General features: G+C 67.1%; 15 protein-coding genes and 1 tRNA gene. 6 read left to right on the top strand and 10 right to left on the bottom strand.

The annotated features are described in order from the left end of the window. The first annotated feature begins 13 nt into the window (after positions 1-13). The gene (locus AC3ANU_RS08800) at positions 14-517 is read left to right on the top strand and encodes an Lrp/AsnC family transcriptional regulator (RefSeq protein ID WP_026265760.1); all 504 of its coding nucleotides are present in this window, start codon (positions 14-16) and stop codon (positions 515-517) included. On the opposite strand, the gene AC3ANU_RS08795 is transcribed toward AC3ANU_RS08800, so the two are convergent. Then, the gene (locus AC3ANU_RS08795; protein ID WP_478223144.1) at positions 435-1,787 is read right to left on the bottom strand and encodes an MFS transporter; all 1,353 of its coding nucleotides are present in this window, start codon (positions 1,785-1,787) and stop codon (positions 435-437) included. The two genes, AC3ANU_RS08800 and AC3ANU_RS08795, sit on opposite strands and share 83 nt — an antisense overlap. A 170-nt stretch (positions 1,788-1,957) precedes the next feature. Between AC3ANU_RS08795 and AC3ANU_RS08790 the strand changes: the two genes are divergently transcribed. Together AC3ANU_RS08790 and corA are read left to right on the top strand one after the other, a co-directional pair. Beyond that, a complete protein-coding gene (locus tag AC3ANU_RS08790; protein WP_026265759.1) occupies positions 1,958-2,452 on the top strand; it encodes an Lrp/AsnC family transcriptional regulator in 495 nt (164 codons plus the stop codon). After that, positions 2,453-3,448, top strand: a complete 996-nt coding sequence (gene corA, locus AC3ANU_RS08785; protein WP_018769237.1) for a magnesium/cobalt transporter CorA — start codon at positions 2,453-2,455, stop codon at positions 3,446-3,448. Here the strand turns inward: corA and AC3ANU_RS08780 are convergent. The 7 genes from AC3ANU_RS08780 to galU form a co-directional block, all read right to left on the bottom strand. Further along, positions 3,445-3,618 carry a hypothetical protein gene (locus tag AC3ANU_RS08780; RefSeq protein WP_488315850.1) on the bottom strand — a complete coding sequence of 58 codons (174 nt, stop codon included), beginning with the start codon at positions 3,616-3,618 and terminating at the stop codon, positions 3,445-3,447. The genes corA and AC3ANU_RS08780 overlap by 4 nt on opposite strands. After that, complete coding sequence (locus tag AC3ANU_RS08775; RefSeq protein ID WP_488315849.1) at positions 3,602-4,186, bottom strand: Pr6Pr family membrane protein; 585 nt, start codon at positions 4,184-4,186, stop codon at positions 3,602-3,604. Before AC3ANU_RS08775 ends, AC3ANU_RS08780 begins: the two co-directional genes overlap by 17 nt. A 105-nt stretch (positions 4,187-4,291) precedes the next feature. Next, positions 4,292-4,444 carry a hypothetical protein gene (locus AC3ANU_RS08770; protein ID WP_018769235.1) on the bottom strand — a complete coding sequence of 51 codons (153 nt, stop codon included), beginning with the start codon at positions 4,442-4,444 and terminating at the stop codon, positions 4,292-4,294. A gap of 643 nt (positions 4,445-5,087) precedes the next feature. After that, positions 5,088-5,163 (bottom strand) — tRNA-Ala (locus tag AC3ANU_RS08765). A gap of 131 nt (positions 5,164-5,294) precedes the next feature. Beyond that, positions 5,295-6,218: a hypothetical protein gene (locus AC3ANU_RS08760; protein WP_488315959.1), complete on the bottom strand. Its 924-nt coding sequence runs from the start codon at positions 6,216-6,218 to the stop codon at positions 5,295-5,297. Between the two features lie 105 nt (positions 6,219-6,323). Continuing rightward, complete coding sequence (locus tag AC3ANU_RS08755) at positions 6,324-6,944, bottom strand: GNAT family N-acetyltransferase (protein WP_018769232.1); 621 nt, start codon at positions 6,942-6,944, stop codon at positions 6,324-6,326. Positions 6,945-6,948: 4 nt separating this feature from the next. Continuing rightward, positions 6,949-7,854, bottom strand: coding sequence for a UTP--glucose-1-phosphate uridylyltransferase GalU (gene galU / locus AC3ANU_RS08750; RefSeq protein WP_018769231.1), 906 nt, complete (start codon positions 7,852-7,854; stop codon positions 6,949-6,951). Between the two features lie 107 nt (positions 7,855-7,961). On the opposite strand from galU, the gene AC3ANU_RS08745 reads away from it, so the two are divergent. The 3 genes from AC3ANU_RS08745 (at position 7,962) to cpaB (ending at position 9,814) form a co-directional block, all read left to right on the top strand. Beyond that, positions 7,962-8,582: a 5-formyltetrahydrofolate cyclo-ligase gene (locus tag AC3ANU_RS08745; RefSeq protein WP_488315848.1), complete on the top strand. Its 621-nt coding sequence runs from the start codon at positions 7,962-7,964 to the stop codon at positions 8,580-8,582. A gap of 109 nt (positions 8,583-8,691) precedes the next feature. Further along, a complete protein-coding gene (locus tag AC3ANU_RS08740) occupies positions 8,692-8,958 on the top strand; it encodes an FmdB family zinc ribbon protein (RefSeq protein ID WP_488315847.1) in 267 nt (88 codons plus the stop codon). Between the two features lie 112 nt (positions 8,959-9,070). Beyond that, the gene (gene cpaB, locus AC3ANU_RS08735) at positions 9,071-9,814 is read left to right on the top strand and encodes a Flp pilus assembly protein CpaB (protein WP_488315846.1); all 744 of its coding nucleotides are present in this window, start codon (positions 9,071-9,073) and stop codon (positions 9,812-9,814) included. Between the two features lie 27 nt (positions 9,815-9,841). Here the strand turns inward: cpaB and AC3ANU_RS08730 are convergent, their stop codons facing one another. Beyond that, positions 9,842-14,131: an AAA family ATPase gene (locus tag AC3ANU_RS08730; RefSeq protein WP_488315845.1), complete on the bottom strand. Its 4,290-nt coding sequence runs from the start codon at positions 14,129-14,131 to the stop codon at positions 9,842-9,844. A 128-nt stretch (positions 14,132-14,259) separates the two neighbouring features. Beyond that, positions 14,260-15,849 (bottom strand): glutamine-hydrolyzing GMP synthase, encoded by a 1,590-nt coding sequence (guaA, locus tag AC3ANU_RS08725; protein ID WP_056394155.1) that lies wholly within the window; start codon positions 15,847-15,849, stop codon positions 14,260-14,262. Positions 15,850-15,909 lie beyond the last annotated feature (60 nt).

The raw sequence follows: 15,909 nt of genomic DNA, 5'->3' as shown, positions 1-15,909 counted from the left end.
GGAAGGAACCGCCGTGAGTACGAATGCCAGGAACACCAGGCCTGGGGCGCACCTGGAGCCGCTGGATGCCATTGACGAGCGCCTCCTTGCGGCCCTCGTGGCAGACGCCAGGATTTCCAACAAGCAGCTCGCCGAAATGGTGGGTATTGCGCCGTCGACCGCCTTGATGCGCACCCGCGCCCTCTCGGAGCGCGGGATTGTGCAGGGCTACGAGGCGAAGCTGAGCCTGTCGGCCATCGGCCGGTCGGTGCAGGCCCTGGTGGCCGTACGGCTCCGCGCCCACGACCGGGACCAGATCGACCGTTTCACTGCGCGCGTGCCGCACCTGCCCGCCGTGCTGTCGACCTTCCACACCTCAGGTTCGGTGGACTACCTGCTGCACATCGCCGTCGGAAGCACCGAAGACCTGCGGGACTGGGTCCTGGACAATTTGGCTACCGATCCCGTGGTGGGCCACACCGAAACCACGCTGGTCTTTGAACACATCCAAGGCAACCACGGCCCGCTTCCGGACTAGCGCCGCTGTAGATCCACCCGGCTCTGACGGACCCCTGTTTCGTTGCTTTGATGGAAGCGGTGAGGGTGACGGCTGACAGGGCGAGTGCCGCCGAGCCGCACAGCAGGACGAATCCCTGCACCGCTGCCGCCATTCCGAACACGGCGCTGGCCCAGCCCAGGCCGAGGACCGGCACGGCGCTGCCCAGGTAGGTGATGACGTACACGGTGCTGATGATCTGCGCGTGGCGTGCCGGCTCCACCTTGCCCGCCACCTCGTTGAAAACCATCCGGAAGGCCATGCCCTGCCCCAGGCCGGCGGTAACGGCAGCCCCAACGAGCAGCAGTGGGCTGTGCCATGCGCCGGCGGCTCCCAGCAGGATGACGGAGACGCCCAGGACGGCCAGCCCCGCAGGCACGGCCAGGCGCCCGCGCAGGGTCACCAGCTGGCTCAGGGCTGACGCCCCCAGCGGCAGGCCGGCCAGCACGCCGATCAGTGGCCGGGAGTCCGTGCCCAGGACCTGCGCGAAGTAGCCCGGGGCCAGTGACAGGGAGAAGCCAAACACGGCAAAGCTCAGGAAGCCGACGCCGGACGCCAGCCAGAAAGCGCCCCTCGCCTGCCGTGAAACGGAGGGACGGCGCGGGGCAAGGACGTGCAGCGGGCGGGACACTGCCGGCACCATGATGGCCGGGCGTGCGCGGATCAGGTACAGCGGGACAAGGAGCGCGGCCAGCAACAGCGAATGGACGACGTACGGAGCCGTGGTGGCACCGGGAAGCAGCGACAGCAGTCCGCCGATGACGGGACCCGCCGCTACGCCCCCCGAGGAGGCCAGCAGCGTAAAGCGCGATGCCCACTCCGGCCGGGACGGGAGCAGCTCGCGAAGGGCTGCCGCGCTGGCCCCCGTGGCGAGCGCAACCGCCATTCCCTGCAGCGCCCGTCCGGCGCACAGGGCAGCCAGCGTGCCCGCTTCGGCGAAGATCCAGCCGCCCGCCAGTCCGGTCAGGACAGCGACCAGGAGGGCGGCCCGGCGGCCGATATGGTCCGACCAGTGCCCGGCGAGCAGCAGCGTCCCCACCAGGGCCAGGACGTAGCTGGCGAAAGCCGCCGTTACGTCGAGGCTGGACAGCCCGAGGTTGGCCTGCAGCAGGGGGTACAGCGGGGTGGCAAGGTTGGCGCCCACCAGGAGCATGAAGATGACCGCGCCGGAAATCACCAGCCGCGCCGTAGTGGTGGCATTCCATCCGCTGGCCGTGGCCGGGCGCATGCGCAGTTCGCTGAAGACCGTCATTGTGCCGCCTTAGGGGTCGCCGCGGCGGGTGGTCCTTGTGGGAGCCCGGCGCGGATACAACTGTGATGGTTCAAGAATGCGGTACCGCTGCGCCATATCTTTCGACCTTGCAGGGATAATTGAGCAAAATCATCAACTTATGGATCCACGAATGATGGAGAGTGACGATCTTGAACAAACTGGACCCCACGGACCTGAAGATCCTGCTGGCCCTCATCCGGGATCCCCGCATCCAGATCGGTGAGCTGGGCGAGTCCCTGGGCATCGCCCGCAACACGGCCCAGTCACGGGTTCGCCGCCTGCTGCGCAGCGGGGTGCTGCGCCCGGGCGGGCGCGAGGTTGACCTGGAGGCGGTGGGCTATGACGTGGTGGCCTTTGTGACCATTGAGGTCTCCCACCGGGAGCTGGACGGCGTCGTGGCAGCACTGCGGCTCATCCCGCAGGTCCTGGAAGTCCACGAGATCTCCGGCCGCGGCGATGTCTGGTGCCGGGTGGTGGCCACGGACACCCACAACCTCCAGTCGTCCCTGCGGCAGGTCCTGCGGATCAAGGGTGTCATCCGGACAGAGACCGTGCTGGCCCTGCACACCCATATCCCCTACCGGACCGAGCCCCTCATCAGCGGCCTGAGCAGTGCCGCAGCCCCGGCGGCTAGGATTTCCTGAATGACCATCATCGATAACGCCGTCTACGTCAACGGCGTCCGCCATGCAGAGCCCGACAGTCTTGAGCAGACCTTTGAGACCCTGTCCCTGCATGGCGGCATGGCATGGATCGGCCTCTACCGGCCCACGGCGGAGGAAATGGCGGCCGTGGCCAGCGAGTTCGGACTCCATGCCCTCGCAGTGGAGGATGCTGTTTCGGCCCACCAGCGGCCCAAGCTGGAGCGTTACGACGACAACCTTTTCACCGTCCTGCGGCCCGCCCGGTACGTGGACGAGGACGAAACCGTGGAATTCGGCGAACTCCACGTGTTCACCGGGAAGAACTTTGTGGTGACGGTGCGGCATGCGGAAACGGCAGGCGTTGCCAGGGTGCGGCAGCGGCTGGAGGGGCGGCCTGATCTCCTGCGGCACGGGCCCGAAGCGGTGCTGTATGCCCTGCTGGACCGGGTGGTGGATGACTACGCCCCGGTGGTGGCGGGGCTGGAAAACGACATTGACGAGATCGAGGACCAGCTGTTCAGCGGCGATTCCTCCGTGTCCCGCCGCATTTACGAACTGGCCCGGGAGGTCATCCAGTTCCAGCGCGCCATCCACCCCCTGCCCGAGATGCTGGACCAGTTGAAGCGCGGCTTCGAGAAGTACGAAGTGGAAAGCGAGCTGCGGCATAACCTGCGTGACGTGGAAGACCACGTTGAGCGGGTGATTTCCCGGGCGGACTCCTTCCGGGACTTGCTGCAGAACGCCCTGACCCTGGACGGGACACTGACAGCCAACCGGCAGAACGAGGCCAGCGCCGAGCAGAACGAACAGGTCAAGAAAATCTCGTCCTGGGCGGCCATCCTGTTTGCGCCCTCATTCGTGGCCGGGATCTACGGCATGAACTTTGACAACATGCCCGAACTCCATTGGTCCTTCGGCTACCCCCTGGCGCTGCTCCTCATGGTGGCTGCCGGCGGCCTCATGTACGGCATCTTCAAGAGGAAGGGCTGGATCTAGCGGGGCGGGATCACCGTCGCGGGCAGCCGTCCGGTGGCCAGCGCCACCCGCATATTGCCCACCGCGTGCACCATGAGGGAAACAACCAGGAATGCCACCAGAACCTGGCCGGTGGAACCCAGCACCCTCACCCATCCGCCATCGAGGGTTGGGTCAAGGAAGTCGTACACGTACCATCTCAAGGCCGCCCCGGATCCACGAAAACGCAAGGAAGGCCACCGGGTAGCCCAGCCAGGCAAGGGGCCGCCACCAGGGACCTCGGACCGTCCGGGTGACGAGAATCCAGTCAAGCGCCGCCACCAGCGGGGCCAGGCGGTGGTGGGCAACCTGCGGCCAATACAAATCCCATGTCCACCACGGCTCTTCCGGCGGAGCCACGAGCACGATGTAGATGATGCCCGTCATGACCATGTACAGGACCAGCGCGCCGAACATCTGGTCCCACCACAGCGGCGGCCGGCGTCGTCGCAGCACCCCTGAAATGATCAGGACAAGCCCGAAGACAAGATTTCCCTGCACAGTGAATTCCGAATACAGCTGCGGGACATCCACGTCGTTGCCGGGCAGGGTGGCGTCGAAGGTCTTTTGCACGATTGCGGCCAGCACGACAAGACCGACGCTGATCCGGGTGGCCCGGATCCACGGGCGGTCGGGGTGCAGGGCACGGTTGATGGCAAAGTTGCGCACGACCGGCGGAGCCAGCTGTGGGGGGTGCCCTTCCTTCTTCGTGAGGCTCATGGAGCAAGGATCACGCCGGCAGGTGGAAAAAGACAGGGTCCTTCGACCGCTAACGCCCACCGCCCACCCGGGCCGGTGACAGCCGGTCCGGGCAGGCGGTGACGGTCAGGCGTTGGTTCTGCGCTTCAGCCAGCCCCAGACGCCGGTGGCGACGAAGAGGACCAGGCCGATGATGGCGAGCCAGAGAAGGCCCTTCACGACGAAGCCGACGATGGACAGGATGAGCCAGAGGACAAGAAGTCCGATGATGATTCCCATGAGGCCCACTCTAGGCCCCCACCCATCCGATCGGGCCTGCATCCGGGGGCGTTTTGCCTATGGGAACGGTAACGCGTCCCGCGGTTCCGTCCACCACCACTGTTTGCCCGTTCACGAGGGTGCGGGTTGCGGACCTACCTTCCAGCTCACTGCGTTTGGCGGCGCGGGCCAGCACACGCCGGCGGTGCCGCTCCTTCTCCGCCGGCGGCAACGCCCCGCCGTCGGGCATTGCCGCAAAGTTCCTCGAAGCGCAGGTGAGTGACATCCGTGGGCCCGGCCAGGACACCGGCTTCCGTGAGGCGCCCTCCCAGCGTATGCGGCGGCACCGGAAAGCCTCCGCGCAACAGTTCGCCCAGGTTGGCGCCCTTGCCGCCAGCCAAGGCCACATCCAGGGCCCCCTGACGATGTCCCGCCCTCTGCTCCCTACAAGCCAGGCCCAGGAACCGTGGTGCACAACCAGGGGCCCCAGGCGCCCTTTGCCCGGTCTGCGGAAGCGGCTCGTTGCATCAGGGCCACGGGAAGGGACGAGCGAGGGAAGGATCCGCGGAGTCCGCCCGCGGACAGGAATCGCCCCGGCGGTGGGCACCTGCGTTTGAAAAGGAAGGCAAACCAGGTGTTCTGGCTCTGGCAACACGCCTGCAAATGGTGGAGCTAAGGAGATTCGAACTCCTGACCTCTTCGATGCGAACGAAGCGCTCTACCAACTGAGCTATAGCCCCGGAATCGGCCGCAACCTGCAAGGCGTTCCAGGATGGTGCGGAACCGGTGTCCCTAGGCTACAAATTTTCCCGGCCCAACGCCAATTGACGCTCCGGCCGCCCGCGGGACCCCAAGGCGCCCCGCCCAAACTTTACGCGCGCCGGCGCTGAAGAACGTCGTCGAGGTTGCTCAGCGCGCTCTGCGCCTTGGTCAACTGCTGATCGGCCACCTGCTGTGCTTCCGCGGACTCCGCTGCCTGCACCCCGGCAGCGCCCTGCTTCAGGGACGGCTTGCCAACTGCCTTGGGCGCCTCAGGAAGTTCAAGAGGCTGCGGCTCCGGGCGCTTTGCCTTGGCTGCGTCCACGTAAATGGGCTTGGGGACTTCCACCGGCTCCCAAGGGGTTCCCGCCGGAGTGGCCGGGGCCGCCTCTGCAGCACTGGTATCGCCGGCAGCCACCGCGACGGCGAGGGCTGCTTCACGAAGCTCAACTGCCGTGAGCCGCTTGATCCCGGACTGGCCTGCCTCGGCATCGAAAAGCGGGCTGTCCGGCCGCGCGGGGGCGGCCTCAGGTTTTGGGGGAATCGCGTCGGCCGTCTCCGGGCGGCGTGCAGGCGCACTCATGGCCGAGCGGAACGCAGCATTGACCTTTGCCTTGCGGTCGCGCACGGCGAGCATACGCAGCAGCGCCACCGACCCGACAGTCAGCACCGTGCACAGGATCGGAAGGGCAGGCGAACCGATGCCAAAGGCAGCCAGGATCCCGGAAATGAATGCAGTGACAAGGGAGAGCAGCCCCACCAGGGCCAGCGCGGTCCGGCCGTAGCGGATGCGGAGCCGGGCCGGAGGGGGGGTGCTGGCAGCGCCGGCACCGGGTGACGGACTCTTCCTGGGTTCCATGGCTTTCTCCTGCTGGGCGGCGACGTTCAAGACCAGGCCGGCGTGCGGATCCGGCCCCTCATCGGCGGGGGCGTCTGCCAGGAAGTCGACGGCAGGCTGGAACTGGTGCCGGCGGTTCCGGAGGACGTAAGGGGCAACCCATACAATCCAGAGCGCGACGGCAACCACGAGGATCACTGAGCTGCTAAGGGGGAAGTCCACACTCAAAACCGTATGAGCATCATGCCTGCTCAGGCCGCATTAGCCCCGGTGTGTCGTGCCCCCTCTGGCAAACCGTTGGATTTATGACCGGCGCGAGGCCAGCCAGGGGCCCAGCAGGCCCTCCGGGACTTCTTCCGCGGTGAGGGCGAAGGAACGGTGGTCGGCCCATTTGCCGTTGATGTGCAGGAAACGGGGCCGGTACCCCTCGTCCCGGAATCCCAGCTTTTCCACCACCCGCAGGCTGGGTCCGTTCTCGGGCCGGATATTGATTTCCATCCGGTGCAGGCCGAGGGTCCTGAAGCAGTGGTCCGTCACCAACGCCACGGAGGTGGGGGCGATCCCCCGTCCAGCCCGTGCCTGGTCAACCCAGTAGCCAAGGGTTGCCATCATGGCCGAACCCCACACGATTGACGACACGGTCAACTGGCCCACGATGGCGGGGCTGCTGAGGCCCGGCCTCCACTCGGTAATAAGGAAGGGCAAAGCTGTGGCCTGCGCGGCCTGCACTTTGAGCGACCGGACCATGTGCCGGTAATCGGGCAGCCCACCGCCCGGATCCGGATTGGAGGCCTCCCACGGCTGCAGCCACTCACTGTTACGAGAGCGCACCTCCATCCATTCATTCTTGTCGCGGTACCGGATGGGCCGCAGGACCAAGTCGCCGCACTCCAGGGTGACCGGCCAGATGGGACCACTGCGCATGGCGCTAGCGGGAAAGGTCCGAGGTGAAACCTGGCAGCCATTCCCGCAGGCCCGGGCCCAGGTCGTCGCTGTCGATGGCGAGCTGGATGCAGGCCTTGAGGTAGCTGAGTTTGTCGCCGGTGTCGTAGCGCCGGCCCCGGAACACGACCCCGTACACCCCGTGCCCTTCACCATCACCGGAGGCAAGTTCCTGGAGGGCATCCGTCAACTGGATTTCCCCGCCCCGGCCCGGTTCGGTGTGTTCAAGGACTCCGAAGACGGCGGGGTGCAGGACATAACGCCCGATCAGGGCCAGGTTGGAGGGCGCTTCCTCGGGTGACGGCTTTTCCACCAGCCGGTTGACGCGGACGTAGTCTTCGCCGTCGATGTCCTGGATGTCCGCACAGCCGTAGGCGCTGATCTCCGACGGCTCCACTTCAATCAGGGCGACGACGGACCCGCCGGTTTTGGCCTGGACGTCAATCATCGTGCTGAGCAGTTCGTCGCGGGCGTCAATCAGGTCATCTCCCAGCAGGACAGCGAAGGCTTCGTCACCCACGTGCTGTTTTGCGCGGAGCACCGCATGGCCCAGGCCGTGGGGGTCGCCCTGCCGGACGTAGTGGATGTCACCCAACTGGCTGGCCGCCTGGATGGACGCCAGCTTCTCCGTGTCCCCTTTGTCCTCGAGCGTTGACTCAAGGGACGGCACGCGGTCGAAGTGGTCTTCCAGGGCCCGCTTGTTGCGGCCGGTAATCATCAGGATGTCGTGGAGGCCCACGTGGACGGCTTCCTCCACCACGTACTGGATGGCAGGCTTGTCCACGACGGGGAGCATTTCCTTGGGCATCGCCTTGGTGGCTGGCAGGAACCTGGTGCCCAGGCCCGCGGCGGGAATGACGGCTTTGCGGACTCTGGGGTTACTGGTGTTCACCGGTCTAATCTAACGTCAGCGTCAAGCATTTCAGTAACCACCGGAGCGGCAAGCCCGTGCCGGTGCGGGAAGAACCTCCCAATACGGGGCATTGCAGGAAGGACACCATGCTGCAGGAGACCAACGCAGTCAAGGACGGAATCAGGGCCGCCCACCGCCGGCGGCGGGCAGCTCTGACGCCGGCGCAGCTCGAAGCTGCCGGCGCGGCCCTGGCCGTCCATGGGGAAGCATGGGCGGGGACGGTCACAGGGAAGCACGCCTCGATAGCCTGCGTGTACCTTGGCGTGGGACACGAACCGCCCACCCTGCCCCTGATCAACGCCCTGCATCGCAGCGGCCATCAGGTACTGCTTCCGGTGTGCGAGGAAGGCCGGGAATTGAGCTGGGTGTTCTGGACGCCGGAGACCAGCTTCGAGCGCAGCAAATATGCACCAATCCTGGAGCCCACGGGGCACCGTCACGGGCCGGAAACGGCCGGTGGCGCAGCGGTGCTCTTTATTCCGGCCACCGCAGTGGACCTCGCCGGCAACAGGATCGGGCAGGGCGGAGGCTACTACGACAAATTCCTGGGGCACCTGGCTACGGCAGGGAAGGAAATTCCCCTGGCCGCTGTTATCTACGATGACGAATTGCTGCCCGCCGGCCGGATACCGGCCGAGAAGTTCGACCGACCGGTCCCGGCCGTCCTGGCCCCGTCCGGATACCGGCCACTGGCGGGCAGCGCCTGAGCCCGTCCATTCGGGCACAGTGATAGAATTAGCACTCAGGCCCTGCGACTGCTAACGGTTTACCCGGCGGCAGCACGGGACCTCTCGTTTGCCAAGAGGAGGAGCACTAGTGCCAACATATGCTTACGCCTGCAAGGATTGCGGCCACGCCTTCGACATTGTCCAGTCGTTCTCGGACAGCAGCCTGACGTCCTGCCCGGAATGCGAGGGCACGTTGCGCAAGAAGTTCAACAGCGTCGGTGTCGTCTTCAAGGGCTCGGGTTTCTACCGCACGGATTCCCGCGATTCCAAGGGCAGCTCCGTCTCCCCCGCACCCGCAGCGACGCCCGCTGCCACCCCCGCCGCGTCGACGCCGGCAGCAGCTGCCGCCAGCTAAGCAGCCCAGGACTTTACGACGGCGGCCGGACGCTCCCTGCGTCCGGCCGCCTTTGTCCACATAGCCGCCGTCCAGGCTCCCGTGCCGCTTTGGCGTCACCTAGCGTGGGCGCATGCCAGTACTCTTCCGACGTCGCCGCGACGGTCTCCGGTTCCCCGGCCATGTCCATGCTGCAGGTGCCCGTAACATCCCCCGCCGCCCCGGACGGCGTCCCCTGCACTCGCGGCTTGCCGGCTGGCTAAGCCGCAACCGACGCCTCGTAGCGGCCCTGCTCTTGTGCGCAGCTGCAGCAATCGCTGTCCAGCAACTCACTCCCGCCCCGCTCACCACCGTCACGGCGCTGGCCGCTGCCCGGGATCTGCCCGCGGGAACACCGGTAACGGCAGCAGACCTGGCCCAGGTCCAGGTGCCGCCCGGGATGGTGGCCGACGGCTTCCTCCGGGATGGATCCGCAACCGCAGGCAAGCAGCTCGCAGCGCCGCTGCGGAAGGGCCAGCTCCTCACCGACGCCCAGCTGCTGGGCCCCGGGCTCCTGGCAGGGACGCCCCCCGGTTCGGCCGCGGTTCCCCTGCGGATGGCGGATGCCTCATCCATCCAGCTGGTCTCCCCCGGCCAGCTGGTCAACATTGTGCTGACATCAGGCAACGGGTTCGACCAGAAGGGTCCCTCTGAGGTCCTGGCGTCTGCCGTCCCGGTGCTGTGGACCTCGAACAACGGCGGCCAAGGGGGTCAATGGCTCGGCACCACCGAGACCGATGGACTGATCGTGGTGGCAGCCACCGCCGAACAATCACTGCGCCTGGCCGGCGCCTCCACCCAGGGCAGGCTGTTCTTCGTCCTGGTCGGGCCGCCCTGACCTCAAGCGTGGCCCGGATGATGTGGGTCAGCCCCAGTGCGGCGGTTTCTGTTCCTTCAACCAGGTATCGTGATCGTCCTCCCGGTCACCCCAGCTGCGGGCGTCGTCTTCCGCCGCCTTGCTCGGGAGGATCTCGTCGGTGCCCCCCGCTGCCGGCCGCGCCCCCGGAGAAGGCACCGGCGCTGCGGAATCCGCGGGAGCGGCACCGCGGTCAGTTCCGGCTGCGGCCCCGCTCCTGTTCGCGCCGCCGTTCTTGTCCAGGTCGTCGTTCCTGTTCGAGCCGCCGTTCTTATCCAGGTCGTCGTTCCTGTTCAGGTCGTTCGTGTTCCGGGTGTTGTTCTCGTTCTGGCGCATGTCTTCCTCGGGCCTGTCTTTCCCAGGCCGGTCTTCTCTCGTCGTGGCACCCGCTTCCCTTGTCCCCTGGGCGCGCCGGCCTTGGCTGACAGCCTCGGAAGGCAGGTAGGAACCACCGGCAGCAGGCGCCCCATCAATTCCGTGAAGTGCGTGGTTGAAGTCATCGTCCAGGAATCCTGTGCTGGACGTGGTCCGGCCCGGAAGCACCATCTTCTCAAGTCCCAGGTAACCGGCGATGCGGTCCGCGCAGGACGAGGGGTCCGTGAAGACCTCGATGGTCCACAGGGGCATGTACCGCCATCCCAGGCGTTCCAGCAGTTGCGGCCGCAGCCTGCTGCGCTCACGCACGCTCATGGTGCGGTACTGGGCCGTGCCGTCGGATTCGATGGCCACGGGCCGCGGGAGGTCGGGGTCGTCCTGGCCCATGGTGTTCAGGGGATCCGCCGCGGCAACCACGTCGATGGCGCCGTCGTACTGGTGCCAGACCCTGGCGCCCCGGGCCCGCAACCGGTCCCCCAGGTCCGCTACCAGCGGGTCCGCTCCCAGCGCCTGCTCGCTGGCCGCGGCACGGGACGCGGGAGTCCCGAGATCGGTGTTGCCGGAAATTTCCCGGTCCAGCAGCGTATAAAGATCCACCGCCCCGTGGGTGAGCCTGGTGTGGTCCAGGTCCTCCGGCCGGAAGCAGGTGAGCACGTGCATGGAACGGCGCGCCCGGGTCATGGCCAGGGCAAACTTCTCCCGGCCGCCCTCCGCGGAGAGCGGCCCGAAGTTGTGCAGGGCGCGGCCGTGCGGGGTCCGCCCGAATCCGGGCGAGAAAATGACGTGGTCGCGGACCAGGCCCTGGGCGCGTTCAAGGTCAACTACCCGGAAAGATTCCGGCCCGGCGCCGAAGAAGCCGGCCAGGCCCGGCTGGTTGGACAGCTGAAGCCTGATGGATTCACCAATCCTGGCGGCGTGCCGCAGGCTTGCGGTAACCACTGCCAGCGACGTTCGCGGGCGCAGGCGGGCGTGTTCGAAGACGAGCTCCACCACGCGGTTGACCTCGGCCACCACAGACTCCACGCCTTCGTCGCCGGCACTGGGCAGGCCCGTGCCGTCCGGCAGGTATTCCACCAGCAGCGACCGGTCCAGCCCCGTGGCCGACTGGCCTTCCGGCAGCCGGCGCAGGCCGCCGTCGTAAAAGTTCTTGCTCAGCTGAAGGACCAGGTCCTCGTCCACCGCCCGGTACACCACGTTGAGCCGCCACACCGGAAGCACGGCAGACAATGCCGTGAAGGCACTTTCCACCCGGTGGTGGGCCGACTCGCCGGGCGCCAGCCGTTCCACCCCGACGGTGAAGGTCCGCGGCGTGGCAATGCGCGAGTCGCCAAAGGCAATCACCTGCCGTGCACGGGCGATTGCCGGCAGGACAGCCTGAAGCGAGGTGGCTTCCGCATCGAGGATCACGACGGCGTCGAAGTGCTGTTCCGCCGGAAGCAGGCCCGTCATCAGGTACGGGCTGACAGACCAGACGGGAACCAGGGTGCCGATCAGGTCCGGAGCCTGTGCGGTAAGGGCCGGCAGGGAGACCCGGCCGTCCTTGAGCAGGCTCCGCAGCAGGTCGGCCTGGCGGGGCTGGGCAGCGATGGCTGTGCGCCACCGTTCCGCCAGGTCCCACCGCAGTCGGGCGGCGCCGCTGGCAACGTGGGCGTTGTCCGCCAGCCGGTACTCTGCCTCAAGCTGGCGCAGCGCGTCGCCGTCGGACATGGCCAAGTAGTCGTCACCGCTGATCATTGCCTCAAGCGCGGACTGCCACCAGGCCAGCTCCAGCTCGGCGGCAACGGATCCCTCCGGGACTTCCCGCTCGGCGAGGTCGGCCAGAAGCTCGCCCAGGCCGTGTTCGCGCATGTTCTCGACCAGGAGGGTGCGCTCGGGCAGGGTCTTAAGCGTGTCGGTGTCCGCCACCAGGCGCTCCAGGCGTTCCATCAGCCGCGCGTAGGGAACGGTGGACAGCGAGCCGCCGCCTTCCGTGTGCCGCAGCGCCTCACCCAGCTGTGCCAGTTCGCCGTCCAGGGACCGGTACAAGGCAATCATTTCGGCCAGGCCGGAAGGTACGGCGGGGTGCCGCTGCGTGGTGGCGTAGCCCGCCCACAGGGCGCGCTGCGCCTGCACCAGCACCAGGGATGAGTGCAGGTCTGCGATGTGGACGCCCGGGCGCACGTATTCCTTGGCGACCCGGCGCAGCCTTGAGCGCTGCATGGCAGTCAGCTCGATGCCGCGCTCACGCCGCCAGGCGGACGGCGCGGTGGCGGAAATTAGGTCCGTCACGGGCCGGTCAAAGATGTCCGGGGTGAACTTGTCCAGGCTTCCGCGGACGGCGACCAGCAGTTCCAGCTGCTCGCCCCACTCGGCGAATGATTCGCCCAGGCGGATTTCGGCGTGCTCCGCAACGGCGTCCATGCGGTCGCGGAGGAGGGGAAGGCTCTTGGCGACGGAGCGGACCAGGTCCTGCGCTTCCTCCGTTTCCTTGCGGGTCAGCAGCCGGGCCCCGTGCCAGGGGCTGGTGGTGGCCGCCTTACTGAAGCTGCCCAGTTCCGCGGCGCGCCTGAGCCTGCCGGCCAGCTCCTCGCGGTCCCGGATGCTGTCCAGGACGCTGCGCTTGAGCCGGACGGTGGTGGCGGGCGCGGGGTGGATGGAGGTGAGCTCCGCGAGTGACTGCATGGCCTGGTAGGGCGAGCAGCCCCAACGCTCGCGGACGTTGTGGAGCGACGCCACGTGGTCCATGAGGGCGTGCCGGTGTTCCACCAGGGTGTTGTGGAGGTTCCCGAGCTGGGGTTCCAGTGACTTTTCGTTGCGCACGATCGCCCGGAGCAGCTGGCCCTTCAGCTGCTGCGCCGTGACGTTTCCGGAGAGCTGGAACAGGATGGACTCCAGCCCCAGCGACTCCAGATGCCCGGAGACCTCGTTGAGGCTGGCGCGGCGGTCGCCCACCACCAGGACAGTCTTGCCGGCGTCCACCAGGGCACCGATGGTGTTGATGGCCGTCTGGGTCTGCCCGGTGCCGGGCGGACTGCTGACCACCAGGGAGTCTCCGGCGCGGGCCGCGTCCACGACGTACTGCTGGTCAGTGTCCGCATCCAGCAGCAGCAGCTCGTCCTTGGGGTGCCTGTTGTCCAGGTGGGGGAAGCGGTAGGGGTCGGGTTCCTCCACGTCCACCACTTCGCCGCCGGCAGCAGTTGCCAGCGCGGACACAAGGGGATGGGAGTCGTTGATCCAGGGATCGTCGAGGTTGCCGGAGAGGTCGGCGAACGTGGAAACGAGCAGGTTGTGCTGGGTTTCCGCGCCGTGGATGGGCCGGATCAGGGTGGCCAGCCGGTCCAGGACAGGCTGGGGGTCGAACCGGGCGGTGCTGTAGGCGAGGCGGGTCACGGCGTTGACGTCAAAGACGATCCCGTGGATGTTCTTCAGGTGCCGCACCAGGGCCGGGTTGATGTGCGCCTGCTCGGTGAGCTGCAGTTCGAAGTCGTCCTCCCCCGGCCGTACCGTGAGGGAGATGGCGGTCAGCATGACCGGAGCGGACACCCGCTGGGGTTTGCCGCCGACGGCTGACGTCCACACCACAGTGCCGGCGGACAGGTAGCCGGCATCGATGCCGCGGTCGTTGGCGAGCTCGAAGATCTTGGACCGGATGTTGCGCGAAGCGCGGGCCGCCACCACATACTGCTGCCGGTCACGGATCAGGGTGGACAGGCGTGTGCGGCGCCCGGCCATGAGCTGGGCGAGCCCGGAGGGGTGTGCCGACGTAAGGTCGATGGAGCCTTCGGGTGTCTTGGTGAAGCGCAGCATCGTGTCCGCGCCGGTAACGGGTTTAAGCCCGGACAGCCATTTGCGAAGCTCTTCCGAGCCTTCCGGGTGGCCTTGACCAACTGACACTTCTGCCTTCTTTTCTGCGCTTGCACGTGACATCCTGGACCATACCGGCATAGATTCGAGAGTAGCCGCTTCGGCGCCGGACTTGAGCGACCGCAACACTGGAGCACGGGAAATTGCCGGGATTCATCCGGGAAAAGCAGCGGCCGGCCCCCGCTGGCGGAGGCCGGCCACTTAGGATGCTATTCCCATTCGATGGTTCCCGGCGGCTTGCTGGTGACGTCCAGGACCACCCGGTTGACGCCGTCCACCTCGTTGGTGATCCGGCCGGAGATCCGGGCCAGGAGATCGTAGGGCAGCCGCGACCAGTCGGCCGTCATGGCGTCCTCGGAGGAGACGGGGCGAAGCACGATGGGGTGGCCGTAGGTACGGCCGTCGCCCATGACGCCCACGCTGCGGACGTCCGCCAGCAGGACGACGGGCATCTGCCAGACCTCGTTGTCCAGGCCGGCTGCCGTGAGTTCGGCGCGTGCAATGGCGTCTGCCTTGCGCAGCAGGTCCAGCCGCTCCTTGGTCACTTCGCCGACAATCCGGATGCCCAGGCCGGGGCCGGGGAACGGTTGGCGGCCAACGATTTCCTGCGGCAGCCCCAGCTGGGCACCCACTGCGCGGACCTCGTCCTTGAACAGGGCGCGCAGCGGCTCAACGAGCTCGAACTGCAGGTCCTCGGGGAGGCCGCCCACGTTGTGGTGGCTCTTGATGTTCGCGGCACCTTCGCCGCCGCCGGATTCGACGACGTCCGGGTACAGGGTGCCCTGGACCAGGAACTTGATCTTCTCGCCGTGGGCAGCGGCCTCGGCGATGATGGCCAGTTCGGCTTCCTCAAAGGCGCGGATGAACTCGCGGCCGATGATCTTGCGCTTGGTTTCCGGATCGCTGACGCCTGCCAGGGCCGAGAGGAAGCGTTCCTGTTCGTTGGCGACGTACAGCTTCACGCCGGTGGCGGCCACGAAGTCGCGCTCCACCTGCTCCGCTTCGCCTTCACGCAGGAGTCCGTGGTCCACGAACACGCAGGTGAGCTGGTCGCCTACGGCACGCTGGACCAGGGCTGCCGCCACTGCGGAGTCCACGCCGCCGGAGAGGCCGCAGATGACCCGTGCATCCCCCACCTGCTGGCGGATGCGTTCCACCTGCTCTTCGAGGATGTTGCCGGTGGTCCAGTTGGGCTCGAGCTTGGCGCAGTTGAACAGGAAGTTCTCCAGCACCTGCTGGCCGTAGGCGGAGTGCTTGACCTCCGGGTGCCACTGCACGCCGAAGAGACCCTTTTCCTCGTTGGCGAAGGCAGCTACCTCCGCGCCCGCCGTCGTCGCCAGGACTTCGAAGCCTTCCGGCGCCTGGTGGACGGAGTCGCCGTGGCTCATCCAGGTCTTCTGGTGCTGGGGCATGCCCTCAAGCACCGAGCGGCTGTCACCGAGGATGGTGGTTTCGGTGGATCCGTACTCCCGCAGGCCGGTCTTGTCCACCTTGCCGCCCAGGGCGTTGGCCATGGCCTGGAAGCCGTAGCAGATGCCAAAGACGGGGACGCCGGCTTCGAAGAGGTCGGCACCCACGCTCGGGGCGCCGTCGGCATAGACGCTGGAAGGTCCGCCGGACAGGATGATGGCGGCGGGATTCTTGGCCAGGAGCTGCTCGGTGGTGTAGGTATGCGGAACCACTTCCGAATACACATTCGCTTCCCGGACGCGGCGGGCAATCAGCTGCGCGTACTGGGCACCGTAATCAACAACCAGCACCGGCTTCTGGGAAGTTTGGGATGCAGTGGGAGTAGTCACAGTAATAGCCTACTTGGCGCCGTTGCACCGGCGCACCTTGAGACGCCGTGCTGTGACGGA

The sequence above is a fragment of the Arthrobacter sp. SDR-2R genome, from assembly GCF_057747955.1.
Note: the sequence above shows the minus strand (reverse complement) of the source record. Positions and strands in the feature narration are given on the sequence as shown.

Bases quoted from the DNA above. Each gene is read 5' to 3' on its own strand.
- AC3ANU_RS08730 (WP_488315845.1), bottom strand. From the start codon at position 14,131: ATGCCGGTATGGTCCAGGATGTCACGTGCAAGCGCAGAAAAGAAGGCA.
- AC3ANU_RS08745 (WP_488315848.1), top strand. From the start codon at position 7,962: ATGCTGCAGGAGACCAACGCAGTCAAGGACGGAATCAGGGCCGCCCAC.
- corA (WP_018769237.1), top strand. From the start codon at position 2,453: ATGACCATCATCGATAACGCCGTCTACGTCAACGGCGTCCGCCATGCA.
- AC3ANU_RS08775 (WP_488315849.1), bottom strand. From the start codon at position 4,186: ATGAGCCTCACGAAGAAGGAAGGGCACCCCCCACAGCTGGCTCCGCCG.
- AC3ANU_RS08755 (WP_018769232.1), bottom strand. From the start codon at position 6,944: ATGCGCAGTGGTCCCATCTGGCCGGTCACCCTGGAGTGCGGCGACTTG.
- AC3ANU_RS08770 (WP_018769235.1), bottom strand. From the start codon at position 4,444: ATGGGAATCATCATCGGACTTCTTGTCCTCTGGCTCATCCTGTCCATC.
- cpaB (WP_488315846.1), top strand. From the start codon at position 9,071: ATGCCAGTACTCTTCCGACGTCGCCGCGACGGTCTCCGGTTCCCCGGC.
- AC3ANU_RS08795 (WP_478223144.1), bottom strand. From the start codon at position 1,787: ATGACGGTCTTCAGCGAACTGCGCATGCGCCCGGCCACGGCCAGCGGA.